Annotated in this window: 22 protein-coding genes; 8 read left to right on the forward strand and 14 right to left on the reverse strand. The window is 73.5% G+C overall.

Annotation, left to right across the window (positions count from 1 at the left end):
- Positions 1-238: 238 nt before the first annotated feature.
- The 6 genes from cobT to ACZ45Q_RS18880 form a co-directional block, all read right to left on the reverse strand.
- Positions 239-4,270, reverse strand: coding sequence for a nicotinate-nucleotide--dimethylbenzimidazole phosphoribosyltransferase (cobT, locus tag ACZ45Q_RS18855; RefSeq protein ID WP_468262251.1), 4,032 nt, complete (start codon positions 4,268-4,270; stop codon positions 239-241).
- A gap of 408 nt (positions 4,271-4,678) precedes the next feature.
- On the reverse strand, positions 4,679-5,905 hold the full coding sequence (cbiE, locus tag ACZ45Q_RS18860; RefSeq protein WP_468262253.1) for a precorrin-6y C5,15-methyltransferase (decarboxylating) subunit CbiE: 1,227 nt from the start codon (positions 5,903-5,905) through the stop codon (positions 4,679-4,681).
- Between the two features lie 124 nt (positions 5,906-6,029).
- Positions 6,030-6,662, reverse strand: a complete 633-nt coding sequence (locus ACZ45Q_RS18865; RefSeq protein ID WP_468262256.1) for a GNAT family N-acetyltransferase — start codon at positions 6,660-6,662, stop codon at positions 6,030-6,032.
- Between the two features lie 158 nt (positions 6,663-6,820).
- Positions 6,821-7,648: a MetQ/NlpA family ABC transporter substrate-binding protein gene (locus ACZ45Q_RS18870; RefSeq protein ID WP_468262258.1), complete on the reverse strand. Its 828-nt coding sequence runs from the start codon at positions 7,646-7,648 to the stop codon at positions 6,821-6,823.
- 138 nt (positions 7,649-7,786) lie between these two features.
- Positions 7,787-8,524 carry a methionine ABC transporter permease gene (locus ACZ45Q_RS18875; protein ID WP_468262261.1) on the reverse strand — a complete coding sequence of 246 codons (738 nt, stop codon included), beginning with the start codon at positions 8,522-8,524 and terminating at the stop codon, positions 7,787-7,789.
- Complete coding sequence (locus tag ACZ45Q_RS18880) at positions 8,521-9,573, reverse strand: methionine ABC transporter ATP-binding protein (RefSeq protein WP_468262264.1); 1,053 nt, start codon at positions 9,571-9,573, stop codon at positions 8,521-8,523. Before ACZ45Q_RS18880 ends, ACZ45Q_RS18875 begins: the two co-directional genes overlap by 4 nt.
- 583 nt (positions 9,574-10,156) lie before the next feature.
- Between ACZ45Q_RS18880 and ACZ45Q_RS18885 the strand changes: the two genes are divergently transcribed.
- Together ACZ45Q_RS18885 and ACZ45Q_RS18890 are read left to right on the forward strand one after the other, a co-directional pair.
- On the forward strand, positions 10,157-10,516 hold the full coding sequence (locus ACZ45Q_RS18885) for a hypothetical protein (RefSeq protein ID WP_468262266.1): 360 nt from the start codon (positions 10,157-10,159) through the stop codon (positions 10,514-10,516).
- Positions 10,497-10,955, forward strand: a complete 459-nt coding sequence (locus ACZ45Q_RS18890; protein ID WP_468262268.1) for a hypothetical protein — start codon at positions 10,497-10,499, stop codon at positions 10,953-10,955. The genes ACZ45Q_RS18885 and ACZ45Q_RS18890 overlap by 20 nt, the downstream gene beginning before the upstream one ends.
- A 43-nt stretch (positions 10,956-10,998) precedes the next feature.
- On the opposite strand, the gene ACZ45Q_RS18895 is transcribed toward ACZ45Q_RS18890, so the two are convergent.
- From ACZ45Q_RS18895 to ACZ45Q_RS18905, 3 genes are all read right to left on the reverse strand, one after another.
- The gene (locus tag ACZ45Q_RS18895; RefSeq protein WP_468262512.1) at positions 10,999-11,496 is read right to left on the reverse strand and encodes a GNAT family N-acetyltransferase; all 498 of its coding nucleotides are present in this window, start codon (positions 11,494-11,496) and stop codon (positions 10,999-11,001) included.
- 57 nt (positions 11,497-11,553) lie between these two features.
- The gene (locus ACZ45Q_RS18900; RefSeq protein WP_468262270.1) at positions 11,554-12,048 is read right to left on the reverse strand and encodes an RNA polymerase sigma factor; all 495 of its coding nucleotides are present in this window, start codon (positions 12,046-12,048) and stop codon (positions 11,554-11,556) included.
- Positions 12,049-12,123: 75 nt separating this feature from the next.
- Entirely contained in the window at positions 12,124-13,302 is a 1,179-nt protein-coding gene (locus ACZ45Q_RS18905) for a glycerophosphodiester phosphodiesterase (protein WP_468262273.1), read from the reverse strand.
- 385 nt (positions 13,303-13,687) lie between these two features.
- Between ACZ45Q_RS18905 and ACZ45Q_RS18910 the strand changes: the two genes are divergently transcribed.
- Entirely contained in the window at positions 13,688-14,362 is a 675-nt protein-coding gene (locus ACZ45Q_RS18910; RefSeq protein WP_468262515.1) for a lysophospholipid acyltransferase family protein, read from the forward strand.
- 78 nt (positions 14,363-14,440) lie between these two features.
- Here ACZ45Q_RS18910 and ACZ45Q_RS18915 read toward each other — a convergent pair whose 3' ends face one another.
- The 4 genes from ACZ45Q_RS18915 to argH form a co-directional block, all read right to left on the reverse strand.
- On the reverse strand, positions 14,441-15,973 hold the full coding sequence (locus ACZ45Q_RS18915) for an MFS transporter (RefSeq protein WP_468262276.1): 1,533 nt from the start codon (positions 15,971-15,973) through the stop codon (positions 14,441-14,443).
- The gene (locus tag ACZ45Q_RS18920; RefSeq protein ID WP_468262278.1) at positions 15,970-16,521 is read right to left on the reverse strand and encodes a TetR/AcrR family transcriptional regulator; all 552 of its coding nucleotides are present in this window, start codon (positions 16,519-16,521) and stop codon (positions 15,970-15,972) included. The genes ACZ45Q_RS18915 and ACZ45Q_RS18920 overlap by 4 nt, the downstream gene beginning before the upstream one ends.
- A gap of 94 nt (positions 16,522-16,615) precedes the next feature.
- A complete protein-coding gene (locus ACZ45Q_RS18925; RefSeq protein WP_468262282.1) occupies positions 16,616-17,587 on the reverse strand; it encodes an aldo/keto reductase in 972 nt (323 codons plus the stop codon).
- Between the two features lie 141 nt (positions 17,588-17,728).
- Complete coding sequence (argH, locus tag ACZ45Q_RS18930; RefSeq protein ID WP_468262285.1) at positions 17,729-19,162, reverse strand: argininosuccinate lyase; 1,434 nt, start codon at positions 19,160-19,162, stop codon at positions 17,729-17,731.
- Between the two features lie 176 nt (positions 19,163-19,338).
- Between argH and ACZ45Q_RS18935 the strand changes: the two genes are divergently transcribed.
- The 5 genes from ACZ45Q_RS18935 (at position 19,339) to ACZ45Q_RS18955 (ending at position 23,698) form a co-directional block, all read left to right on the forward strand.
- On the forward strand, positions 19,339-19,926 hold the full coding sequence (locus tag ACZ45Q_RS18935; protein WP_468262287.1) for a pyridoxamine 5'-phosphate oxidase family protein: 588 nt from the start codon (positions 19,339-19,341) through the stop codon (positions 19,924-19,926).
- Between the two features lie 3 nt (positions 19,927-19,929).
- Entirely contained in the window at positions 19,930-20,637 is a 708-nt protein-coding gene (locus ACZ45Q_RS18940; protein ID WP_468262290.1) for a L,D-transpeptidase family protein, read from the forward strand.
- A gap of 75 nt (positions 20,638-20,712) precedes the next feature.
- Positions 20,713-22,095 (forward strand): ferredoxin reductase family protein, encoded by a 1,383-nt coding sequence (locus ACZ45Q_RS18945; protein WP_468262292.1) that lies wholly within the window; start codon positions 20,713-20,715, stop codon positions 22,093-22,095.
- Positions 22,096-22,119: 24 nt separating this feature from the next.
- On the forward strand, positions 22,120-22,908 hold the full coding sequence (locus ACZ45Q_RS18950; protein WP_468262295.1) for an FMN-binding protein: 789 nt from the start codon (positions 22,120-22,122) through the stop codon (positions 22,906-22,908).
- On the forward strand, positions 22,901-23,698 hold the full coding sequence (locus tag ACZ45Q_RS18955) for an FAD:protein FMN transferase (RefSeq protein WP_468262298.1): 798 nt from the start codon (positions 22,901-22,903) through the stop codon (positions 23,696-23,698). The genes ACZ45Q_RS18950 and ACZ45Q_RS18955 overlap by 8 nt, the downstream gene beginning before the upstream one ends.
- 189 nt (positions 23,699-23,887) lie before the next feature.
- Here ACZ45Q_RS18955 and ACZ45Q_RS18960 read toward each other — a convergent pair whose 3' ends face one another.
- Positions 23,888-24,433 (reverse strand): arginine repressor, encoded by a 546-nt coding sequence (locus tag ACZ45Q_RS18960; protein WP_468262300.1) that lies wholly within the window; start codon positions 24,431-24,433, stop codon positions 23,888-23,890.
- Positions 24,434-24,438: the final 5 nt, after the last annotated feature.

Genomic DNA, 24,438 nt, shown 5'->3' on the forward strand with positions numbered 1-24,438 from the left:
GCGGCGGTGCGTGGCGCTGACGTGCGGATTTTACGCGGCGGCCGGGCAGCGCGGCGCTGGTGGTCCGGTGGCTGGACTTCGTTGGCGGGTGCGGGATCGTGTGCCGGTCGTGCCCACCCGTTCCGCCGGGGGCACCTCCCAGGCCCTCAAGGCACTGGGGGAGGAACGGGTGGGCACGACCACCGGTACGCCGACGACGGGCCCGGCGCGGTCCTGCCGGGCGGTCCCCGGCGAACCGCTACTTCTCGGTCACCCCCGCCGAGTCGAACGTCGCGACCTCGTGCATCGCCCGTGCCGTGCTCTGCACCATCGGCAGGGCGAGCAGGGCGCCGGTGCCCTCGCCGAGGCGGAGGTCGAGGTCGACCAGGGGGCGCAGGCCCAGCTTGTTGAGCGCGGCGACGTGGCCGGGCTCGGCGCTGCGGTGGCCCGCGATGCAGGCGGCGAGCACCTCGGGCGCGATCGCGCGGGCGACGAGCGCGGCGGCGCCCGCGCTGACGCCGTCCAGGATCACGGGCGTGCGCAGGGAGGCACCGCCGAGCAGCAGGCCGACGATGGCGGCGTGCTCCAGGCCGCCGATCGCGGCCAGCACGCCGATGGGGTCGGCCGGGTCGGGCTGGTGGACCTCGATCGCGCGGCGCACGACCTCGGTCTTGCGGGCGAGGGTCTCGTCGTTGATACCGGTGCCGCGGCCGGTGACCTCGGCCGGGTCGGCGCCGGTGAACACGGAGATCAGCGCGGCGGAGGCGGTGGTGTTGGCGATGCCCATCTCTCCGGTGAGCAGCGCCTTGTTCCCGGCGGCGACCAGGTCGCGGGCGGTCTCGATGCCGACCTCGATGGCCTGCTTGGCCTCCTCGCGGGTCATGGCGGGACCGGTCGTCATGTCGGACGTGCCCGCGCGGACCTTGCGGGGCAGCAGACCGGGCGTGGCGGGCAGGTCGGTGGCGACGCCGACGTCCACGACGCACACCTCGGCGCCCACCTGGGTCGCGAAGGCGTTGCAGACCGCTCCCCCGCCGAGGAAGTTGGCGACCATCTGGCCGGTGACCTCCTGCGGCCAGGGGGTGACGCCCTGGGCGTGCACCCCGTGGTCGCCGGCGAAGACGGCGACGGCCGCGGGCTCGGGGATCGGCGGCGGGCACTGCCGGGAGAGTCCGGACAGCTGTGCGGAGATGATCTCCAGCATGCCGAGCGCGCCGGCCGGCTTGGTCATGCGTTTCTGGCGTTCCCAGGCCTCGCCGAGGGCCTTGGCGTCGAGCGGGCGGATCTGGGCGACGGTCTCGGCGAGCAGGTCGTGGGGTTCCTCTCCGGGCAGGGCGCGGCGGCCGTAGGTCTCCTCGTGCACCACCCAGGACAGCGGACGGCGCTTGGACCAGCCGGCCTGCATCAGCTCCGGCTCGTCCGGGAACTCGTCGACGTACCCGACGCACAGGTAGGCGACGACCTCGAGGTGTTCGGGAAGTCCGAGGGCGCGGACCATCTCGCGCTCGTCGAAGAAGCTGACCCAGCCGACGCCGAGGCCTTCGGCGCGGGCGGCGAGCCAGAGGTTCTCGACGGCGAGCGCGGAGGAGTACGGCGCCATCTGCGGCTGGGTGTGCCGGCCGAGGGTGTGCCGGCCGCCGCGGGTCGGGTCTGCGGTGACGACGATGTTGACCGGGGTGTCGAGGATGGCCTCGATTTTCAGTTCCTTGAACTGCTTGGCCCGGCCCTTGGGCAGCGACTTGGCGTAGGCCTCGCGCTGACGCATCGCCAGTTCGTGCATGGCCCGCCGGGTGTCGGCGGAGCGGATGACGACGAAGTCCCAGGGCTGCGAGTGGCCGACGGACGGCGCCGTGTGGGCGGCCTCGAGGACGCGGAGCAGCACCTCGTGCGGGATGGGGTCGCTGCGGAAGCCGTTGCGGATGTCGCGGCGTTCGCGCATGACCTTCAGCACGGCTTCTCGTTCGGCGTCGTCGTAGGCGGGAGCGGCCGGGCCGGTGGGCTGCCGGGCCTTGGCCGGCTGCTCCTGCCGCTGCGCCGGCTGCGGCTGCTCGTCGGCGTCCTCCTGGCCCGCGTCCCGGGTCTCCAGGTCGTCGGCGCTCTGGGCGGCCTCGGGTACCTGCTCGGGCTCGGCCTCCCGGGGGCCCGGGACGGCGGTGTCCGCCTCCGGCTCCGCGGGGAGGACGAGGGCCTGCGGCGGCGTCGGCGCCAGATGCGGGGTGGTGGGCACCTGGCCCTCGACCGGGACGAACTGACCCAGGCTCTGGTCCTGCGCGTGTGCCTCCGGGGCGGCGGTGAGGCCTGCGGCAGCCTCGCCGGTGACCTCGGCGGTCGTCGCGCCGGGCGCTTCGGCCGCCTCGGTGGCGGCGGGGGCTTCGGTGGCCACGGTGGCGGCGGGGGCGTCGGCGGTGCCGGGCTGTGCGGGCTCGCCGGCCTCCGCCGGCGGTACGGCGACGGGCTCGGCGGACGCCGCCTGTGCGCTCACCCCGGCCGGCTGCGCGGCGGGGTGGGGCTCGGCGGTGGACTGCGGCTCGGCCACGGGCTGTTGCCCGGCCGGGGGCTGGTGTCCGGCCGCGGGCTGTGGCGCCGGGGGCTGCGGTACGTCGGAGGCCACGGCCTCGGGCTGCGCCTGCGCGTCCGGCAGCGACTGGGGGCCCTGGGCGGCGTGGGCCTCGGCGGCGGCCGGCTCGGCGGTGGGAGCCACCTCGGAAGCCGGGGTCGCCTCCGCGGAGGAGGGCGCCTCGTGAGGATGGCCGGCGGCGGGGGCGGCGGGCGCCTCATGAGCTTCGTTCGCCGCCGGGGCCGGGTTCGCCTCAGGGGCGGCGGGCGCCTCAGCGGCGTCGATGCCGTCGGGAGCCGGGTTCGGGTGCGCGACCTGGTTCGGGTCCTGGGCAGGGTGCGGCTGCACGGCCGTGTGCGCCTCCACGGACGGGTCCGCCTGGCCGGCCGGCTGCGCCTGCGGCGACGGAGCGGCCGACGCGACCTGCTGCGCCTCGGGGGCGGCGGGCGTGGCCTCTTCCGGCAGGGCGGGGTCCGTGACGACGGCCTCGGCCGGCTCGGCGCCGGCCTCCTCGACGGCACCCTCCTCGCCCACCGACTCGGAGCCGGGCTCGGCGTCGGCAGGGGCGGGCGCGGGCACGTCGGCGGCCTGGTCGGGTCCGTTGACGGCCGCGACGGCAGGATCGTCCGGGACCTCGGGGGCCTCGGAAACCATCTGGGCCTGCATGGCTTCCTGGGTCTCCTGAGTCTCCTGGGTCTCTGCGGACTCCGCGGGCGCCGTCGGCCCGGTCGCCTCGGTCACCTCAGGGCTCGGCGCGGTCTCCGGTGCCTGCTGCGCCAAGGACTCCTGGGCCGGAAGCTCCTGGGCCGGGGACTCCGGCGTCTCCGGACCGGCCCCGGAGACGACCTGGGCCTCCGCCGGCGTACCGGACTCAGCCGACGCGCCGGAGTCGTCCTGAGTGCCGGGACCTCCGGCCTGGGCGGCGGGCTCGCCGGCGTCGCCGGGGTTCCCGGCGCCGCCACCGGTCTCCGGCCGTGGCCCGCCCGTGGCCGCGACCGCCTCGGTCGCCACGCGGGCGACCACCGCGTCGGCCGCGCCGACGGGCCCCGCGGCCCCCTCGGGCACCGGCGCCTGCGCCTGCGCCTGCGCCTGCGCCGGGACAACCGTTTCGGCAGGCTCCGCCCCCGCGCCCACAGGGTCCTGCGTCGCCGCCGGTGCGCCCCAAGGGACCGCTCCCTGCGGGGGCATGGCGGCGGCCTGCGGCGCGTCGAGGTACTCGGGTCCGGAGGCGGGCGCGGCCACGGCGGCCTGCCGCACCGGGGCCGCGGCCGGGCCCCGGTCGGCCAGGGAACGGACCGGGCTCGCGGAGGCGTCGGGGATGGGCGGCCCGAGGTGCAGCGGCCGGCGCGCGTGCGCTGCCGGAGCCGGCTCCTGGACCCGGTCCTGAGGCTGGGTCTGCCCCTGGGCCTGGGCCTGAGTCCGGGGTTCGCCGTGGGCATGGGTGTGGGCCGGGTCGGGGAGGCGGACGCCGTTGAGGTCGACCGAGCCGCTGTCGCGGCCGGACGTCTCGTGCGGGCCCGGCTCGTGCACGGCCTCGACGACCGGCTCGGGCGCGGGCGGCGGGACCTCGTTGCCCCAGGCGCCCTGGGCGCCGGGCAGCAGCAAGAGGTCGTCGTCCTCCGCGGTGGTCTCGGAGAGGTAGGCGTACGCGTCGGACGCGGGAGCGTCCGGCTGCTCACCCGTGCCTGCGTTCTCCGGCAGTCCCTCGCCCGGGACCTGGCCGGTGTCGGTCATGCGTACCCCTCGCCCCATCGGTTAGTGCTTCCTACGACCAGCTCACCCGGAACGGCGCACCGACCGCCCCCGCAGTGAAGAACGAGCGTGCGTGCCCAGCGGCACGAACGACTCGCCGGAAAAGGCGACAAAGCCATTGAGTGGCATTCTTGCGGTCGTTCGCCCGCCACGACAGCTCGATCCGCGACGGTCCGCTGTGGACTGCGCCACGTTGCGTGTCCTCAGGTTCTGCCGTACCACACCCGGCCCGAAACAGGTGGGTTTTTTTGGACATCGGCCGACGAAGCGCCGGTGCCCGAGTGCGGTACAACGATCGGCCAGCCTACCGCGCGCGGTACGACAACCTGATCACGGGGCGCGGTCCGGCGGCCACGCCGCGGTGCCGGCCGTCGGTCCGGCCGGCACCCGTCAGCGAGGCGACTCGCGCCGCAGGATCTCCGCGCTGAGCAGGAACGCGACGCTCCGCTCCGTCTCCGTCCAGGCGCGGGTGTCCAGGCCGACGGACTGGAGCAGGGCGCACTCGACGCGGTAGCCGTGCTCCGTCAGGTCCCGGCCGACGAGTTCGGCCGCGTCCCGGGTCGCGGCGTGGGTGACGATGCGCTGCGGACGGCGGTCGGCGACGGCGGAGACGACGGCCGCTCCCCCGCCGCCGACGCGGACGACGTCCGGCTCGGGGAGGTTCTCCAGGACGTGCGGGGCGGTGCCGTGCACCACTTGGAGCTGGACGCCGTGCCGGCGGGCGGTGGACTCGGTGCGGGCGCAGGCGGCCACGTCTCGGTCGACGGCGAGGACGGCGGCGCCGGCACGGGCGGCCTCGGTGGCGAAGGCACCGCTGCCGCAGCCGATGTCCCACACGAGGTCGCCGGTGCGCGGGCCGAGCCGGGCGAGCTGGGCGGCGCGCAGCAGGTCGGTCTCGCCCTCGCCGAGGTCGCCGCCGTAGGCCTCGGCGGGCAGCGACCAGCCGCGCGGTCCTGCGGCGGGGTCGCGGCCGGCGATCCAGCCGCCGCCCTCGCCGGTGCCGCCCCGGCCGACGGTCCCGCCGACGACGATGACGACGTTGGGGTCGCGCCAGGTGTGGTCGGCGGCCTTCTCGGAGGTGACGACCGTGACCTGTTCGCGCGCGGTGCCGAGTTCCTCGCAGATGACGAAGGTGCGGTGGACGCCCTCCAGCAGCAGCCCGAGTTCGGCGGGGCCGGCGCCCGGTGAGGTGAGGACGGCGACCTTGGTGTGGGCCCGGCATACGTTCACCGCGCGCCGCAGCGTTCGAGGGTGGGCGACGACAACATGAGCGTCGTCCCAGGGCATACCGGCGCGGGCGAAGGCGGCGGCGACGGAGGACACGGCCGGGACGACCTCGACCTCCAGGCCGAACTCGGGGGCGCGCAGGGTCCGCACGACGCCGAAGAAGCCGGGGTCGCCGTCGGCGAGTACGACGGCGGTGCCGCGGTGGGCGGCGATGCGCCGGGCGGCGAGGGCGACGCTGCCGAGGCGGATGCGTTCGGCGGCCGGCGGTACCTCGGGCAGCGCCAGGTGGTGGCCGGCGCCCGCCACCAGGGTGGCGGCGCCGAGGGCGGAGCGTGCCGCGGCCGTCAGCGGCGAACCGTCCCAGCCGATCACCGTGACCCGGTCGGCCATCGTTGTCAGTCTCCAGGAGTGTGCGCAGGTCGTGGCGGACAGTGCCCGCGGGCGGGCTCCGTGAGGGTATCCCGTGGTGCCGGGGCGAGGGGCGGCGGTCCGCGGTCCGCGGCCGGCCCGCCGGTCAGTTCCAGTCGTCGAAGGACGTGAAGCCGCCGGCCAGCTGGTCGCCGACGCCTTCCAGGTCCTCGGGCAGCAGACTCCAGACGATGAGGTCGGTGCGGACATCGGTCCACTCGCCGCTGTCGGTTCTGGTCCGCGCTATCCAGGCGTTGCGCAGGACGCCCTCGCTGATGCAGCCGATCTTCTGGGCCACCTGCTGGGAGGCGGTGTTGCCGGCCGCGGTGCGCAGTTCGAGGCGCTCGAACTTCTGGTCGTGGAAGAGCCACTGCGCGGTCGCGAGGGCGGCCTCGGAGGCGTAGCCCTCGCCACGGGCCCAGGGCGCGACGACGTAGGAGATCTCGGTGGAGCGGACGCGCCAGTCGGTGTTCCGCAGTTGCACGATGCCGACCAGGCGCTGGGTGAGGAACTCGGTGACCGCGAAGACGATGCCGCGGCCCTCGGTGCGCTCCCCGGGGGCGTGTTGGGTGATCCAGGCGCGGGCGTGGTCCTCGGTGCAGGGGTGCGGGGCGGAGGTCCAGGAGGTGACCAGTTCGTCGTTCATCATCTCGGCGAACGCCTCGGTGTCCGGCTCTTCGAGAGGACGCAGCACCAACCGCTCCGTGCTGAGGGAGATGTTGGGGAAGGTGCTCGTCATGCGCCGCTCCGTAACCTTCGAAAAACCGTCGGCGCCCGGAGAGCGCCGACACCGTCGGGTCATGCTGAACTGCCCAGCATGCAGCATGAAAGCACCGGACCGCACCACGGGGTCGACTCGTGCGCGGAGTCGGCCCCGGGTGTGTCGGGCGGGCCGGATCAGAAGGAGGCGACCACGGAACCGGCGTACGTGTCCGCGATGAACTTCTTCACCTCGGGCGAGGTGAGGAGCTTGGCGAGCTTCTCGACGCGCGGGTCGTCCTCGTTGCCCGCCTTGACCGCCAGGAGGTTGCTGTTCGGGTTGTTCTCGGCGGACTCCAGGACGAGCGCGTCCTCGGACGGCTTGAGGTCGGCCTCGATGGCGTAGTTGCCGTTGACGACCGCGGCGTCGACGTCCTTCAGCAGGCGCGGCGTGGCCGCGGCCTCGACCTCCTTGAACTTCAGGTTCTTGGGGTTCTTCGTGATGTCGGCCGGGGTCGCCGCGTTGCCGACGCCGTCCTTGAGCGCGATGAGCCCGTTGGCGGCGAGCAGTTGCAGGGCGCGGCCCTCGTTGACGGTGTCGTTCGGGACGGCGACGGTCGCACCGCTCTTCAGCCCGTCGGCCTTCTTCACCGTGTCCGAGTAGAGGCCGAGCGGCTCCAGGTGCACGTCGACGACGGAGACGATGTGGGTGCCGTTCTTCCTGTTGAAGTCGTCGAGGTAGGGCTGGGTCTGGAAGAAGTTGGCGCCCACCGAGCCGTCCTCCGTCGCCGTGTTCGGCGTCACGTAGTCGGTGAACTCCCTTACCTCCAGGTCGAGGCCCGCGTCCTCGGCCAGTTCGTCCTTGACGAAGGTGAGGATCTCGGCGTGCGGGACGGGGCTCGCCGCGACGACGAGCGGGCCGGAGGTGCCGGAGGCGGAGTCCTGGCCCGCGCCACAGGCGGTGAGGCCCAGGGTGAGGGCTCCGGCGGCGAGGACGGTGGTGGTGATCTTGGCGGTGTTACGCACGAAAAGTGCCTTTCCTGAGGTGGTGCGACCCCGTCATGGGTGTACGGGGAGTCTCGGGGGCGCCGGGGCACCCGGCCTTGGAGGCCGGACGGCCCTGGCCTGCCTCGGAGGCCGGACGGCCTGGCCTTGCCTTGGTCGTCAGGCGACCTTGCTCACGTCGGCCGTGGCGGGCTCCTCGGCCTTCAGCAGCCGCGGCCTGGGCGCGGGGCCCGAGCGGGCGCCGCGGCGGTGCAGGGCACGGGCGGCGTGGTCGCCGGCGAACTGGATGAGGGAGATGGCGATCGCGAGGACCGCGACGGTGACCCACATCAGGCCGGTCTCGAAGCGCTGGTAGCCGTAGCGGACCGCGAGGTCGCCGAGGCCGCCGCCGCCGACGGTGCCGGCCATGGCGGAGTAGCCGATGAGGGCGATGACCGTGGTCGTGGTGCTGGCGATCAGGGACGGCAGGGCCTCGGGGACGAGGACCTTGCGGACGATCGTCCAGGTGTTGCCGCCCATCGCCTGGACGGCCTCGACGAGCCCGTGGTCTACCTCGCGGACGGCTGTCTCGACCAGCCGCGCGAAGAAGGGGATGCCGCCGATGGCCAGCGGCACGATCGCGGCCGTGCTGCCGATGGTGGTCCCGGTGATCCAGCGGGTGAAGCCCATCAGGGCCACCATCAGGATGATGAACGGCATCGAGCGGCCGATGTTCACGATCTGGCCGGTCACCTTGTTCACCAGGGTGTTCTGGAGCAGGCCGCCCTTGTCGGTGAGGACGAGCAGGACACCGAGGGGCAGGCCGGCCAGGACGGCGATCAGGGTGGACCAGCCGACCATGACCAGCGTTTCGGTACAGGCCTGCTCCAGCAGGGGCTGCATCTCGGACCAGGTCACTGGGCACCTTCCTTCACCAGCGCGGGCACGGTGTCCGCGCCGTCCGCGGGCTCCACGACGTCGATCTGCAGGCCCTGCTCTCGCAGGAAGCCGACGGGGACGACGTTGTCCTCGTAGCGGCCGGGCAGTTCGATGCGCATCCGGCCGACCTGGAGGCCGCCGACGGTGTCGATGGCGGCGCCGAGGATCGATATGTCGATGTTGTAGGTGCGGGCCAGCTGGGAGATGACGGGTTGGGTCGCGGCCTCGCCGTGGAAGGTGACGTCCAGGACGGTGCGGTCCGCGCCGGTGGCGTCGCCGCCGACCGGGAAGAGGGCGGCGGCCAGTTCGGAGCCCGGGGTGGCGAGCAGGTCGCTGACGGTGCCGGACTCGACGATGCGTCCCTTCTCCATGAGGGCGGCCGAGTCGCAGATGCTCTTGACGACGTCCATCTCGTGGGTGATGAGCAGGACGGTCAGTCCGAGCTGCCGGTTGAGGTCGCGCAGCAGCTGGAGGATGGAGCGGGTGGTCTCGGGGTCGAGGGCGCTGGTGGCCTCGTCGGAGAGGAGCACCTTGGGGTCGCCGGCCAGCGCGCGGGCGATGCCGACGCGCTGCTTCTGGCCGCCGGAGAGCTGGGCCGGGTAGGCACCCGCCTTGTCGGCGAGGCCGACCAGGTCGAGCAGTTCCAGGGCCTTGCGGGAACGTTCCTTCCCGGACGTGCCGAGGATCTCCAGCGGCAGTTCGACGTTGTCCTGGACCGTCCGCGAGGAGAGCAGGTTGAAGTGCTGGAAGACCATGCCGATGCGGCTGCGCGCCTCCCGCAGCTCCTTGCCGGCGCGCGGGCCGCGGCCGGCGAGCGCGGTGAGGTCCTGGCCGGCGACGGTCACCGTGCCGGCGGTGGGGCGCTCCAGGAGGTTGATGCAGCGGATGAGCGAGGACTTGCCGGCACCGGACTGGCCGATGACGCCGTACACCTCGCCTTCGCGGACGTGCAGGTCGACACCGTCGAGGGCGGTGACCTCACGGCCGCGTGAGCGGTAGACCTTGCTCAGGCCCGATGTGGTGATCACGTGGGTTTCCGTCACTGTCGAGTGCGCGGGCGCGGGTGGGCCCGGCACGGGTGCTTTCGGTCAGGGACGCGGCACGGTTCTCGCTGCGCGGGGAACCGGGAGAAACGTGTGCGCGGGGCAGGGGCTCGGTCGCCCGCGCCGGGCGCGGCGGCGGGCAGGAGCGGGCGCTCGCTTCGGGGCGCGAGGCTCAGATGGTGCGGGGGCCCTCTAGAAGGCGCACATTCGGCACATACGGCGCGAACGACACAGACAACGAGCACCGGGCGTCATGGTCGCCTCGGTCGCAGGGATGCGGTCGCTCGTCGTGGTCATGCGTTCAGTAAAGCAGACGTGTGCTGCTGACCGGACACGGGTGTCCGGATGTTGGACGGTGGTGGACCGGAACGCGGACCCGGTGGGTGGCGGCGGGCACGGGCGGCGGTCCCCGGGCCCGCCGGTGACCAGGGGCCACAAGGCGGAGGGGCCGCGCGGACGGGCCGGTGCCGGGCCGGGTGAAGGGCCGGAGTGTGGCCAAGGCCACGGCGGCGGGCGGTGGCCGGGGCCGACGGTATGGGTCCGGTTCCGCCGTAATAGGCTCGCCGCCATGCTTGACGTGCTGACGCCGGCGACGGGTGTCGCCGCGCTGCTGCTCGCCGCGTGGTGCGGCTGGGCCGCCTACCGTGACCAGCCGACGAAGGACTGGCACTTCATCGGCATGGGCGTGGTGACGCTGCTGGCCCTGATCCAGCTGGTGGCCGGGATCGTGCTGCTGGCGCGCGGGCAGGAGCCGGAGCAGGGCACGACCATCTTCGTGGCGTATCTGCTGGGCGCCTTCGCCTGCGTCCCGGCGGCCGGCTTCATGTCGCTCGCCGAGCGCACCCGCTGGGGCTCGGTCACGGTGGCCGCCGGCGGAGTCGTCCTCGCCGTCCTCGAGGTGCGGCTGTATGACATCTGGGGAGGCTGAGGTGTCCGCGACGCGGAACGGGCCGCCGAAGACGCGGCAGCGGCTGGTCGGCGGGCCCGGGATCCTGCTGGTGTGGCTGTACGGCGTGATGGTCGTCGGCGCGGTGTCGCGCTCGGCGTACCAGATCGCGACCGAGTTCGACCGGGCGCCGCTCGCCTACTCGCTGTCCGCCGTCGCGGGCGGCGTCTACGGCTTCATCACCTACACGTTGGTGCGCGGCGGCGAGACCGCCCGGCGCGCGGCGCTGGTGTGCTGCGTCGCGGAGCTGGTCGGGGTGCTGACGGTGGGCACGTGGACGCTGGCCGATCCCTCGGCGTTTCCGGACGCGACGGTGTGGTCGGACTACGGGATGGGGTATCTGTTCATCCCCGTGCTGCTGCCCTTGTCGGCGATCTACTGGCTGCGCCGCGCGCGGGCGCGGCAGGGGGCGGCCGGCTGAGACGGACCGGCGGCCGCCCGCCCTCGGGACCGCCGGCCGGCGGTCAGGCCGTCGCCGCGTAGGCGCCGGCCTGCTTCTCCAGGACGATCATCGGGACGCCGTCGGCGCCCTGCGCGGTGCCCACCGTCTGGTAGCCGACGCGGCGGTACAGGCGGAGGTTGCTCTCGCTGCGGTGGCCGGTGTGCAGGCGGAAGCGGGTCGCTCCGTGCCGCTCGGTGAGCGCCGACTCGGCCGCCTTCAGCAGACGGGCGCCGATGCCGTGGCCCTGGAGGCGGGGGTGGACGCAGAGCTTGCCGATGGACGCGGAGCCGTCCTTCGTCAGATGTCCGCGCACCGAGCCGACGACCTCGTCGCCGAGCCGCGCGACGAAGACGCAGTCCGCGGCGACCTCGTCCCGGACGGAGTCGAGGGTCTGGACGAGCGGGTCGATGCGGTAGTTGCCGTAGAGCGCCGCCTCGCTCTGGAAGCAGAGGTACTGCAACCGGAAGATCTGCTCGGCATCCCGGTCGGTCGCCGCCGAGATGGTCACGCTCATGCCCATGTGCGCATGCCTCCCGCTCATCTGATCACCTGTCGTCCCTCACTCCTATCCCCGTCGTCAGCGGGCCGCAACCTCCGGCGTCAGCAATCGGCGCAGACATCCCAGACATCGGGAACGTTCCGGCCCAAGACTCCCCTGTGAGATACCCAACTCCCCTGCGATCTCCCGGTATGTCAGGTCCTGGGGCGACAGCAGCGCCTCCATCAGCCGGGGGCAGCGGCCGGGCAGCCGGCGCACCGCGTCCCGCAGGGCGCGGCGGCGGGCGGCGGCGAGGGCGAGCTGTTCGGGTTCGTGATCGGCGGCCCCCAGGGGCTCGGTGTGGTACGGGCGTTCGCGCCGGGCCGTGCGGCGGGTGCGGCGCGCCTCGATGCGGACGGCGCTGCGCAGCCAGCGGTGGGGATCGCGGGGCGGGCCCTCGGCGTGCAGGCGCTCCAGGAGGCGCAGCCAGACCGCCTGCTCCAGGTCGCCGGGCTCCGTCCCGGTGGCATGTGCCTCGGCCAAGGCCTCGGCGGTGAGCAGTGGCCGCAGGGTGGTGACCAGGTCGTGCGTCATATGCAGTGCGACCCGGTCGCCCGGGCGGTGGTTGTCCCGGGCGACCCGAGGTTCACTCCAAGCGGGTGCGGGCGCTCAGTCGTTGACGAACTCCTCGCGGGCCAGCAGGCCGGTGTCCGGGTGGTCGGTGAAGACCCCGTCGATGCCGGTGGCGAAGTAGGCGCGGTAGGCGCCGAAGACGTCCCCGTAGGCGTCGGCGTCGGTGCCCTTGCGGAAGTCGGCCGGCAGGAACGGGTTCTCGTTGCGCAGCGTGTAGGGGTGCAGGAGGAGGCCGGCGCGGTGGGCGTCGCGGACGAGGGTGGTCGGCTCGGTCAGCCGGCCCGCCGCGTCGCGCGGGATGACCAGGTCGAGGGTCGGGCCGATGCCCTGGGCGTAGGAGGCGATCTCGCGCAGGCCCTCGGGGGTGATCAGGTCGGCGACGGTGCGCGGGTCGCCGCTCTCCTCGAAGTCCCAGGGGCGACTGTCCGCGGTCCACAGCAGGACGACGAGCGGGGTGGCGACGAGCCTGCTCAGGCGCTGGATGCTGGTGGGCTCGAAGGACTGGAGGATGACCGGCGCGTTCCTGCGGTCCTTGCCGTGCCGGCGCAGCACCCGGGCGACCCGCTCCTCCAGGCCCAGGCCGAGCCCGCGGAAATAGGTGGGGTGCTTCAGCTCGGGGTAGATCCACACCTGCTTGCCGCGCTTGCGGGTCTGCTCGTCCTGCCAGCGCAGCACCTCTTCGAAGGTGGGGATCTCCCAGCGGCCGTCGTAGAGGGTGTTGTGCGGCCGGTTGGCCGGGATGCGCTCGGTCGCGCGGAGCGTCTTCAGCTCGGCGAGTGTGAAGTCCTCGGTGAACCAGCCGGTGACCGGGGTGCCGTCGAGCCGCTTGGTGCGCTTGCGGTCGGCGAACTCCGGGTGGTCGGCGACGTCCGTGGTGCCGCCGATCTCCGGTTCGTGCCGGCAGACGAGGTGACCGTCCTTGGTGGGCACCAGGTCGCCGGCCTCGACGATGTCGGCGCCCATGTCGAGGGCGAGCTGGTAGGCGCCGAGGGTGTGCTCGGGCCGGTAGCCGCTGGCGCCGCGGTGCCCGATGATCGTCGGCACGGGCAGGCTGCCCAGCCCGCCGCGTCCGCGGCGCCCGGCGCCCCGCGTGTCGTCGGCTCTCGCCGTGCCGGACATGCCCAGGACGGCTCCGCCCGCGCCGAGCACCGCCGCGCCGAGCAGTGCCCGCCGTCCGGTGCCGCCCGCGTGTCCGTTGGTCTCCTGCGTGCCCATGAACGCCCTTTCCTGCCGCTTCGTCGATGGCGGCCCGATCGTAGGGGCGCGTACATGACGTACGGGAGGCCTCGGGCGGAACGGGCGGGTGACACCCGGTGACGCACGCGGACGACACCAGATGGCGTAGACGTGTCGTAACCGCCGGCCGGTCGGCTTCACGCGACCGGGGCCGGGAACCCGGGCGGTGCCCACCGCCGCGCCGCGCGGGAGGCGACATGCCTCACATGTTCCGCCCGGGTTACCGGCGGGCGACGGCGCACCCGCGCAGGTGAACCGGGGTCAACAGTGCGTAAGACCTCGGTGAACCCGGCGTGCGCGACCACCGGTGCCGCGAGTAATGTCCTCACCTGCACAGACTCATACCTTGACCACGGAGGGCCCGTTGTCCCGCTTCGCGCTCATCAAGGCAGTGCTCGGTCCGATCATGCGCCTGATGTTCCGCCCACGGGTGGAGGGCGCGGAGCACATCCCGGGCGACGGTCCGGTGATCCTGGCCGGCAACCACCTCACCTTCATCGACTCCATCGTCCTGCCGCTGGTCACCAAGCGGCAGGTGTTCTTCATCGGCAAGGACGAGTACGTCACCGGCAAGGGGCTCAAGGGCCGCCTGATGGCGTGGTTCTTCACCGGCGTCGGCATGATCCCCGTCGACCGGGACGGCGCCAACGGCGGTGTGGCGGCGCTGATGACCGGCCGCCGGATCCTGGAGGAGGGCAGGATCTTCGGGATCTACCCGGAGGGCACCCGCTCCCCCGACGGCCGCCTGTACCGCGGCCGGACCGGTATCGCCCGGCTCACGCTGATGACCGGGGCGCCCGTCGTCCCGTTCGCGATGATCGGCACGGACAAGCTCCAGCCGGGCGGCGCGGGCCTGCCCCGTCCGGGCCGGGTCACGGTGCGCTTCGGCGAGGCGATGGAGTTCTCCCGCTACGAGGGGATGGACCGCGACCGCTATGTCCTGCGGGCCGTCACGGACTCGGTGATGGCGGAGGTCATGCGGCTGTCCGGCCAGGAGTACGTGGACATGTACGCCACGAAGGCGAAGAAGGCGGCGTAACCGCCGCGCGACGCCGGAACGCCGACGGCGGGCCCTCTTCCGGGGCCCGCCGTCGGCGTTCGGGTGCGGGAGGCACGGTCAGGCGTGGTCGACGCCGTCCTCCAGTTTCTGGCCCCGCAGCAGGAACCAGGCGGCGACCGCCGCGGCCAGCAGCACGACGGCTCCCACGCCCGCGGCGAGGGTCAGACCGTCGACGAAGGCCTGCCGGGCGGCGTCGAGCATGGCCGCGGCGGTGTCGGCGGGCAGGTGCTCGGCGGCCTCGACGGCACCGCCCAGCGACTCGTGCGCGGCGGCGGGGGTGCCGGCCGGGCCGGTGAAGTCCCGGTAGACGCCGGTCACGATGGAACCGAGCAGGGCGATGCCGAGGGCTGCGCCGAGTTCGTACGCCGTCTCGGACACCGCCGAGGCGGCGCCCGCCTGTTCCGTGGGCACGCTGGAGAGGATGACGTCGGCGGTGACGGTGAACGAGAACCCGGCTCCGACGCCGACCACCAGCAGGGCCGCGCCGAGCAGCGGGTAGCCGGTGGACTGGCCGATGACGGTCAGCGCGGCGAGTGCCAGGCCGACGGCGGCGAGACCGCCGGAGACCACCACCCGCACCGAGAACCGCCGGGCCGCCCGGCCCGCGACGAGACCGGCCGCGACCGCCCCGATCGCGGCGGGCAGTTCGGCCAGCCCCGCCTCGAACGGCCGCCTGCCCTGCACCAGCTGGAGGTACTGGGAGAGGAAGAACACCAGCCCGGACAGGCCCAGGATGGTCAGCAGGTCGGCCAGGACGGCACCGCTGAAGCCGCGGCTGCGGAACAGCCGCATGTCGAGCAGCGGCGTCGGCAGCGTCAGCTGGCGCCGGACGAACCCGTACAGCGCGGCGGCGCCGGTCAGTCCCGCGCCGAGCGTCGCCCAGGCGAACCCGTGCGCCGCGGTCTCCTTGACGGCGTAGACGACGCCGACCATGCCGATCAGCGACAGCGCGACGCTGACCAGGTCCCAGGGGCCGGGGTTCGGATTGCGGGACTCCGGCAGCAGCTTGACGCCGACGAGGACCAGGACGGCCATCACGGGCAGGTTGATCAGGAAGACCGAGCCCCACCAGAAGTGCTCCAGCAGGAAGCCGCCCGCGATCGGGCCGACCGCGGTGCCGGCCGAGGCGGTGGCGCCCCAGATGCCGACGGCGAGGCTGCGCTCGCGGGGGTCGTGGAAGAGGTTGCGGATCAGGGCCAGGGTGGCCGGCATCAGCGTGGCGCCGGCGACACCGAGCAGCGCCCGGGCGACGATCATCAGCTCTGGCGTGGTCGCGTAGGCGTTGAGCACGGAGACCGCGCCGAACGCCGTGGCGCCGAGCAGCAGGATCTTCTTGCGTCCGATCCGGTCGCCGAGGCTGCCCATGGACACGAGCAGTCCGGCGATCACGAACGAGTAGACGTCGCCGATCCACAGCAACTGGGTGCCGGAGGGCGCCAGGTCCTCGCTGATGTAGGGGGTCGCGAGACCGAGGACGGTCGCGTCGACGGCCACCAGCAGCACGGCCAGGACGAGGACGGACAGCGCCAGCCAGCGGGCGGGGCGCTTCACCGCCCCGTTCGCGTCGGCCGGCTGCAGGGTGCTGGTCATGGTTCCTCTCTTCGCAGTGCGCCGCCGAGCAGCAGCTCGACGATCGAGTGGGTGAAGTCGTTGCGGGCCACGCGGCCTTCCATGACGGCCCAGGCGCCGGAGGCCAGCAGCCCGTACAGCGCCTCCGTGAGCCAGGCCGGGGTGAGGTCGATGCGGAACTCGCCGCTCTCCTGGCCGCGCCGGAAGAGCGCACCGAGCCGGGCGTCGATGCGGGCCCAGCCCTCGTTCTGCTCCTCGCCCTCGAACAGCTGGTTCTCGGAGTAGAGGAAGGCGAGCAGGCCGGTGGAGGGCTCCAGCTCCCGGACCAGCCGGCGCACCGCGTCGGACGCCGGTCCGTCGTCGGGGCGGGCCGCCTCCAGGGCGGCCTCGCACTCGGCGATGCCCAGCGCCTCCAGCGCCCGGACGAGGGCGTCGCGCCCGGCGAACTGCCGGTGCAGGGTGGCGCGGCTGATCCCCGCGGCCCGGGCGACCTCGTCCATGGTCGCCGTGGATTTGCGGGTCAGCAGGGCCGCGGCGGAGCGCAGTACGTGGTCACGGTCGACAGCCATGAGACAACCATAGACCATGTGAGACATTCTTGTCTCATGCTGGGCATGAGTGACTCATATGCGGGCTGTGAATGACCGGCGCCGGCCGGCTTGCTCAGTGCCAGGGCAGCTGCCTGCGCCGCTCCCAGTAGGCGCGCGGCTCCTCGGCCAGCTCGGCGAGGCGGGCGACCTGGTCGTCGTCGAGGTCGACGACGGCGGCGTGCAGGTTGGAGCCGAGCTGGTTGACGGTCGCCGCGCCGGACAGCACGACACCGGCCCAGGGCTGCCGCAGGATCAGGGCGAGGGCGACCGCGTCGCAGCCGAGGCTCGTCTCCTCGGCGACGGCCTTCAGCGCGGCCGGCGCGTGCTGCTCGGCCAGCCGGCCGTTGGCCATGCCCTCCTTGACGATCACCGTCAGCCCGGCGGCGTGCGCCTCGGCGAGGGCGGGCCCGGCGGAGGTCTCGAGCGCGTTGTACGTCGACTGGACGGTACGGAAGAGGGGCTCGCCGTCGACGGTCACGGCGAGCGCGGCGCGGATGGCGTCGGCCTGGGCGGGGCCGCTGGTGGAGAAGCCGACGGAGACGCCCCGGTCGGCGGCCTCGGCGAGCCGGGCGTGCAGGGCCTTGTCGGTGAGGGCCGGGCTGTCCGGGGTCACCGAGTGGATCTGGTACAGGTCGAGCCGGTCGCCGAGCAGGGCCTCGGTCTCGGCGCGCTGCCGTTCGTAGGTGGCGAGGCCGTGGTCCTTGACCTCGTGTCGCTCGGCGTCGGTGGACCAGTCGGCGGTGTAGGTGTAGCCCCACTTGCTGCCGATCACCACGTCGTCGACGTCGGGGCGCTCCCGCAGCCAGTCGGCGAGGAACTCCTCGGAGCGGCCGTAGGAGCGGGCGGCGTCGACGTAGCGCACGCCCTGTGCGTAGGCGGCGTCCAGCAGGTCGTGGGTGCGGGTGCGCAGCGCCTCGACGCCGCGGTCCTCGCCGAGGTCCCGGTCGCGGCCGAGGTTGATGTAGCCCGGACGGCCGACGGCGGCCAGCCCCAGGCCGATGTGGCAGGTCGGGGTCGTCGCGGTCGCGAGGCGGGCGAAGGGCATCGCGGGCTCCGTTCGGTCGCTGCGGTGAGGCGTGCGACCAACGTAACCCGCGATGCCCTTCGCTTCAGATCCCGGTGGGTGCGGTGGGCCGTCGGGCGGGGGTGCCGGGTGTGCCCCGCGCTCCACCGGGCGGCGCCGCCCTCAGGCCCGCCGCTTGGCGCCCGCCCACTCGTGCTGGGCGGCCACGTCCGACTTGACCTCCGCCAGTTGCACGGCGACCGCGCTGGGTGCCGTGCCGCCCCTGCCGTCGCGCGAGGCCAGGGCGCCCGGCACGTTGAGGACGGTGCGGACCTCGGGGGTCAGGTGGGGGGAGATCTTGGCGAACTGCTCGTCGGTGAGGTCGTCCAGTTCCTTGCCCTCGGCCTCGGCGACCTTCACGCACTCGCCGGCCACCTCGTGCGCGACCCGGAACGGCACCCCCTGCTTGACCAGCCACTCGGCGATGTCGGTGGCGAGGGAGAAGCCGGCCGGGGCCAGTTCCTCCATGCGCTCGCGGTGCACGGTGAGGGTGGCCGTCATCCCGGTGAAGGCGGGCAGCAGGGTCTCCAGCTGGTCGATGGAGTCGAAGACCGGCTCCTTGTCCTCCTGGAGGTCGCGGTTGTACGCCAGCGGCAGCGCCTTGAGGGTCGCCATCAGGCCGGTCAGGTTGCCGATGAGGCGGCCGGACTTGCCGCGGGCCAGCTCGGCGATGTCCGGGTTCTTCTTCTGCGGCATGATCGAGGAGCCGGTGGAGAACGCGTCGTGCAGGGTCACGAAGGAGAACTCCTTCGTGTTCCAGATGATGATCTCCTCGGCGATCCGGGAGACGTCGACACCGATCATCGCGGTGATGAAGGCGAACTCTGCGGCGAAGTCGCGGGCGGCGGTCCCGTCGATGGAGTTGCCGGCGCTGCCGTGCTCGAAGCCGAGGTCCCGGGCGACGGCCTCCGGGTCCAGGCCCAGCGAGGAACCGGCCAGGGCACCCGAGCCGTACGGGGAGACCGCCGTGCGCTCGTCCCACTGGCGCAGCCGTTCGGCGTCCCGGGACAGCGCCTGGACGTGGGCGAGGACGTGGTGGGCGAACAGCACGGGCTGGGCGTGCTGGAGGTGGGTGCGGCCCGGCATCGCCACGTCCGGGTGGGCCTCGGCGAGGCCGATCAGGGCGTCCTGGAGGTCGGCGATCAGTCCGCCGATGATCCGGGCGTGGTCCCGCAGGTACATCCGGAAGAGGGTCGCGACCTGGTCGTTGCGCGACCGGCCGGCGCGCAGCTTCCCGCCGAGGTCGGGGCCGAGCCGCTCCAGCAGTCCGCGCTCCAGGGCGGTGTGCACGTCCTCGTCGGCCATCGTGCCCACGAAGGAGCCGTCCGCCACGTCCGCCTCGAGCCGGTCGAGGCCGGCGATCATGCGGGTCAGCTCGTCCTCCGTGAGGAGGCCCGCCTTGTGCAGCACGCGCGCGTGGGCGCGCGAACCGGCGATGTCGTACGGCGCGAGCCGCCAGTCGAAGTGGACGGACGCGGACAGCTTCGCCAGGGCCTCGGCGGGGCCGTCGGCGAAACGGCCGCCCCAGAGCCGTACGTCACCGCTGTTGCTGCTCACTTGCGCTGCTCCTCAAGGGTTCCGCGGGTTGTCTCACGCTACATCACTGTGATGCATGATTATGCAGGGTCCTGCATGAATCGTCAATCGCCCGGGGCGGTGGGCGCCCCCACCCGGGGCCGCCGGCGGCAGAATTCCTTAGACAGGCGAATGATCAGCCCCCATAATCGTTAGTCATGGGAAAGACCTATGAGCGCATAGACGGCCGGCTCCGCACCTTCATCGAGGAACAGCCCCTCTTCTTCACCGCCACCGCTCCCCTCGCCGCCGACGGGACGGTCAACCTGTCCCCGAAGGGCCTCAAGGGTTCCTTCGCGGTGCTCGACGAGCACACCGTGGCCTACCTCGACTTCGCCGGTTCCAACGCCGAGACCGTCGCGCACCTGCGCGAGAACGGGCGGATCACCCTGATGTGGTGCGCCTTCCAGGGCCCGCCGAACATCGTGCGGGTGCACGGCCGCGGGGAGCCGGTCTTCCGCGACGACCCCCGCTTCCCCGGGCTGCTCGCCCGCTTCCCCGACATCGACACCACCCGGCACGGCCTGCGCGCGATCATCGTGGTCACCGCCGAACTCGTCCGCGACACCTGCGGGTACGCCGTCCCCTTCATGGCGTACGAGGAGGACCGCGACCTGCACGGCAAGCGTTTCGCCCGGGAGGACGACGCCTCGCTCGACGCCTACTTCACCAAGAAGGAGCACATCGCGACCAGCCTGGACGGACTGCCCGGGCTGCCGTTGCCGCTGCCCCCGTCTACGGTCTGAGCCATGCGCCCAGGTGTCGTCGCCGTCCTCGTCTCCGCCTCCTTCCTCGCACTCGGTGCCGCGCCCGCCGCCGGGCCGGCGCCCGAGCCGCTGCCCGCCCGGATGGCGGACACCGGCGGCGGCACCCAGCTGATCACCGCACTGGCCCCGGACACCCGGTCCACCACGGGCACGGTCACCTGGTGGGACCGCGAGGGCGACACCTGGGTCGAGGCGGGTTCGGCCCCCGCCCGCTTCGGCGCGAACGGCCTGGCGGACGGGGAGAAACGGCGCCAGGGCACGAACACCACCCCCACCGGGCTGTACGACCTCCCCTACGCCTTCGGTATCGAACCGGCACCGCCCGGCACCACGTACCCGTACCGGCCGGTGCGGCAGGACTCCTGGTGGTGCCAGGACAACGACTCGCGCTCCTACAACCGCTGGACCGAGCCCCGCCCGGCCGACTGCGCCGCCGCCGAGGCCGAGCACCTCGTCACGTACGGGACGCAGTACGCGCACGCGATGGTCGTCGGCTTCAACTACGACCGTCCGGTGCGCGGCCGGGGCGCCGGCATCTTCCTGCACGTCGACGGGCGCGGCGCGACCGCGGGCTGTGTGTCGGTGCCGGCCGACGCGATGCGCCGCATCCTCGACTGGGCCGAGCCGGCCGCCGATCCGCACATCGCCATCGGCACCGCGGACGGGCCGACGGCGCTCACCCGCCACTGAGCGCCGGGGCGGGCTGAACACTCCGCGGGAGCGGCACGTATCTGTGGGCCAAGGGTCTTGTCCCACGGAGGAACCGTGACCACCACGCTCGCCGGCGGCCGCGCCGCCCGACGCCAGACCATGCGGCGCATCCGTCCGCGCCGCTCACCGGCCGTCCCCCTGCTGCTCGCCGTGTGGGCGGGCGCGGCGGGCGTGTTGTGGCTGTGGTGGCGCAACACGCCCGCCATCTCCGACGACACCGGCCGGATCCTGAACGCGGGGCGGATCACCGGGCTGCTCGCCGGCTACCTCATGGCCCTGGTGGTCCTCCAGATGGCCCGGGTGCCCGCGCTGGAGCGACGGGTGGGCTCGGACCGGGTCGCCCGGTGGCACGCCATGACCGGCCGGTACACGCTGTGCCTGCTGGTCGCGCACGTGTTCCTGATCATGTGGGGCTACGCCCTCCAGTCGGGCCGGGGCCTCGGCGACATCGCCGCGCAGACCGCCGACTCCGTCACGCAGCTGCCGGACATGGGCAAGGCCGCCGTCGGCACCGGCCTGCTGGTGCTCATCGGCCTGGTCTCGGCCGGCCCGGTCCGGCGCCGGATCCCGTACGACGCCTGGTACCACGTGCACCTGCTGACGTACGCGGCGGTGTTCCTGACGTTCTGGCACCAGCTCACCACCGGGAACGACTTCGCCGTCGAGCCGGTCGCCAAGACGGTCTGGTACGCGCTGTACGGCTCGGTCACGGCGCTGGTGCTCTGGTACCGGGTGCTCACCCCGCTCCGGTTGAACCTGCGGCACCGGATGCGGGTCGAGGCCGTCATCGAGGAGACTCCCGGGATCGTCTCGGTGCTGATCGGCGGGCGCAGGCTGCACCGGATGGGCGCGGAGGCCGGGCAGTTCTTCCGCTGGCGGTTCCTGGCGCCCGGGATGCGGTTCAGCTCCCACCCGTACTCGCTGTCGGCGGCGCCGCGTCCGGACATGCTGCGGATCACGGTCAAGGCGATCGGCGACCACAGCAGCCGGCTGCGCGAGCTGCGGCCCGGCACCCGGGTGTGGGCGGAGGGCCCGTACGGGGCGCTCACCGCGCAGCGCCGCAGCCGCGGCAAGGTGCTGCTGGTGGCGGGCGGGGTCGGCATCACGCCGATGCGCGCCCTGTTCGAGACGCTGCCCGGCGCGGCCGGCGACATCACCCTGCTGTACCGGGCCAACAGCACCCAGGACCTGGCCCTGTGGGACGAACTGGCCGCGATCGCCGACGAGCGCGGGGCCCGGCTGATGTACGCGGTCAACAGTCCCGACGGGGAGCGGCCGGACATCTCGGCGGATTCCCTCAGCCGGAAGATCCCGGACATCGACCGCCACGACGTGTTCCTGTGCGGGCCGCCCGGCTTCGCGCAGTCGGTCTACGAGGCACTGCGCGGCGCGGGGGTCCCCGCCCGGCGCATCCATCACGAGTCGTTCGAGATGTGAGCGAGAGTCAGGAGCCCAGGCAAGATGAGGAAGAGCCATCCGGTCCGGCGTGCCGTGCTCGCGGGCGCCGCGACCGTCTCCGGGATCGTGCTGCTGCTGTCCATGAAGCCGGCCTCCGACCCGGGCTCCGCCGCGGCGGCGGGCGGTGCGGCACCGCCGGTGGCGGCCCAGTCGCCGCAGGGCGGCCGGGACGGCGCCACCGGCACGGTCCTCGGCGACGCGGTCCGCACCCAGTACGGTCCCGTACAGGTCCGGCTGACCGTGGAGGGCGGGCGGATCACGCGGGCGGAAGCCGTGCAGGCGCCCGCGGGCGGGCAGTCCGACCAGATCAACGCCAAGGCCGTCCCCGCACTCAACCAGGCCGCCGTCACCGCGGGCAACGCCGACATCGACGCCGTCTCCGGAGCCACCTACACCAGCGCCGGATACAAACAGTCCCTCCAGTCGGCGCTGGACAAGGCGGCGGCTGCGGCCGGCGCGGGACAGGGCGCCCAGGACCCGCAGGCCCCGCAGAACACCCCGGGCGCGGGCTCCCAGGACGCCCGGACCGTCACCGGGGCCGCCGCGCAGACCCAGTACGGTCCCGTGCAGGTCCGGATCACCGTCAGCGGCGGCAGGATCACGCGGGCGGAAGCCGTGCAGGCGCCCGCGGGCGGGCAGTCCGACCAGATCAACGCCAAGGCCGTCCCCGCACTCAACCAGGCCGCCGTCACCGCGGGCAACGCCGACATCGACGCCGTCTCCGGAGCGACCTACACCAGCGCCGGATACAAACAGTCCCTCCAGTCGGCGCTGGACCAGGCCGGTGGCTGACACGGTGGCCGGGCCGGCCGGGGCTCCCGCGGTGCGGCACGTGGAGGAGGCGATGGGCACCGTCTTCTCCTTCGACGTGCGCGGCGGGGAGCCCGCCGTGGTGCGCGCGGCGCTGGCCGAGGCGGTCGCCGGGCTGCACCGGGCCGACGAGGTGTTCAGCACCTACCGTGACGACAGCCAGGTCAGCCGGCTCGCCCGGGGCGAGCTGACGCTCGACGACTGCGACGCCGAGGTCGGGGAGGTGCTGGAGCTGGGCGCCGAGGCGCGGCGGCTCAGCGGCGGCTGGTTCAGTACGTCGTACCGGGGCCGCCTGGACCCGACGGGCATCGTCAAGGGCTGGGCGGTGGAACGCGCGGCACGGCACCTGCTGGCGGCGGGGGCGAGCGGGGTCAGCGTCAACGGGGGCGGGGACGTGCAGCTGCTCGGCGTGCCCGGGGGGCACCGGCCGTGGCGGGTCGGGGTGTCGGACCCGGTGCGGCCGGGCGGGCTGGCGGCGGTGGTCTCCGCGGCGGGAGCCGAGGAGCTGGCGGTGGCGACCTCCGGTACTGCGGAGCGGGGCACGCACATCGTCGACCCGCGCACGGGGCGCTCCGCGGTGACCGACCTGGTGGCGGTGACCGTGGTGTCGCCGTCCCTGACGTGGGCGGACTGCTGGGCCACGGCGGCGTTCGCGATGGGGTCGGGGGAAGGGCTGCGGTGGCTGGAGTCGCTGGACGGCGTGGAGGCGCTGCTGATCACGGCCGGCGACGAGGTGCGCTGCACGGAGGGGCTGGGGGCGTGGCTGGGCTGAGGCGCGGAACGGGTCGACGTCCGGCTGGGCTGAGGTACCGGGGGTGTCGCTCACCGGCGCCGGCGGGGTGCCGCCCGGGGAGCGCCCCGAAGGGGCGCGGGGAACTGCGCGAGCAACCACCCCCCGCCCGCACCCGGCACACCACGGCCCCACCCCTTTCCGCAGCCGCCCACAACCCGGCCGCGCCCCTCAGTGGCCGTTCTGGGCCAGCCTCAGCAAGTGGTCCGCCAGCGCCTGACCCCCCGTCGGCTCCCGGCTGATCAGCAGCAGCGTGTCGTCGCCGGCGATCGTCCCCAGGATGTCGTGCAGCTCGGCCTGGTCGATCGCCGAGGCGAGGAACTGCGCCGCCCCGGGAGGCGTCCGCAGGACCACGAGGTTCGCCGACGCCTCCGCGGAGATCAGCAGCTCCGCGGAGAGCCTGCGCATCCGCTCCTCCTTCGCCGACTCCCCCAGCGGGGCGCGCGGCGTGCGGAAGCCGCCCTCGCTCGGCACCGCGTAGATCAGGTCGCCGTCGGTGTTGCGGATCTTCACCGCGTTCAGCTCGTCCAGGTCCCGGGAGAGCGTCGCCTGCGTGACCGTCAGCCCGTCATCGGCGAGCAGCTTCGCCAGCTGGCTCTGCGACCGCACCGGCTGCCGGTTGAGGATGTCCACGATCCGGCGGTGGCGTGCGGTGCGCGTCTGCGGCACGGCGGGCCCGGCGGCCCCGTTCTGCCCGTGGTCCTGCGCCTGACTCATCGTCG

This window comes from Streptomyces sp. NPDC031049 (assembly GCF_055571015.1).

Coding starts and splice junctions, on each gene's coding strand:
- ACZ45Q_RS18885 (WP_468262266.1), top strand. CDS start 10,157: ATGCTTGACGTGCTGACGCCGGCGACGGGTGTCGCCGCGCTGCTGCTC.
- ACZ45Q_RS18940 (WP_468262290.1), top strand. CDS start 19,930: ATGCGCCCAGGTGTCGTCGCCGTCCTCGTCTCCGCCTCCTTCCTCGCA.
- ACZ45Q_RS18895 (WP_468262512.1), bottom strand. CDS start 11,496: ATGGGCATGAGCGTGACCATCTCGGCGGCGACCGACCGGGATGCCGAG.
- ACZ45Q_RS18905 (WP_468262273.1), bottom strand. CDS start 13,302: ATGGGCACGCAGGAGACCAACGGACACGCGGGCGGCACCGGACGGCGG.
- cobT (WP_468262251.1), bottom strand. CDS start 4,270: ATGACCGACACCGGCCAGGTCCCGGGCGAGGGACTGCCGGAGAACGCA.
- ACZ45Q_RS18960 (WP_468262300.1), bottom strand. CDS start 24,433: ATGAGTCAGGCGCAGGACCACGGGCAGAACGGGGCCGCCGGGCCCGCC.
- ACZ45Q_RS18890 (WP_468262268.1), top strand. CDS start 10,497: ATGACATCTGGGGAGGCTGAGGTGTCCGCGACGCGGAACGGGCCGCCG.
- ACZ45Q_RS18915 (WP_468262276.1), bottom strand. CDS start 15,973: ATGACCAGCACCCTGCAGCCGGCCGACGCGAACGGGGCGGTGAAGCGC.
- ACZ45Q_RS18900 (WP_468262270.1), bottom strand. CDS start 12,048: ATGACGCACGACCTGGTCACCACCCTGCGGCCACTGCTCACCGCCGAG.
- ACZ45Q_RS18950 (WP_468262295.1), top strand. CDS start 22,120: ATGAGGAAGAGCCATCCGGTCCGGCGTGCCGTGCTCGCGGGCGCCGCG.
- cbiE (WP_468262253.1), bottom strand. CDS start 5,905: ATGGCCGACCGGGTCACGGTGATCGGCTGGGACGGTTCGCCGCTGACG.
- ACZ45Q_RS18920 (WP_468262278.1), bottom strand. CDS start 16,521: ATGGCTGTCGACCGTGACCACGTACTGCGCTCCGCCGCGGCCCTGCTG.
- ACZ45Q_RS18935 (WP_468262287.1), top strand. CDS start 19,339: ATGGGAAAGACCTATGAGCGCATAGACGGCCGGCTCCGCACCTTCATC.
- ACZ45Q_RS18865 (WP_468262256.1), bottom strand. CDS start 6,662: ATGACGAGCACCTTCCCCAACATCTCCCTCAGCACGGAGCGGTTGGTG.
- ACZ45Q_RS18925 (WP_468262282.1), bottom strand. CDS start 17,587: ATGCCCTTCGCCCGCCTCGCGACCGCGACGACCCCGACCTGCCACATC.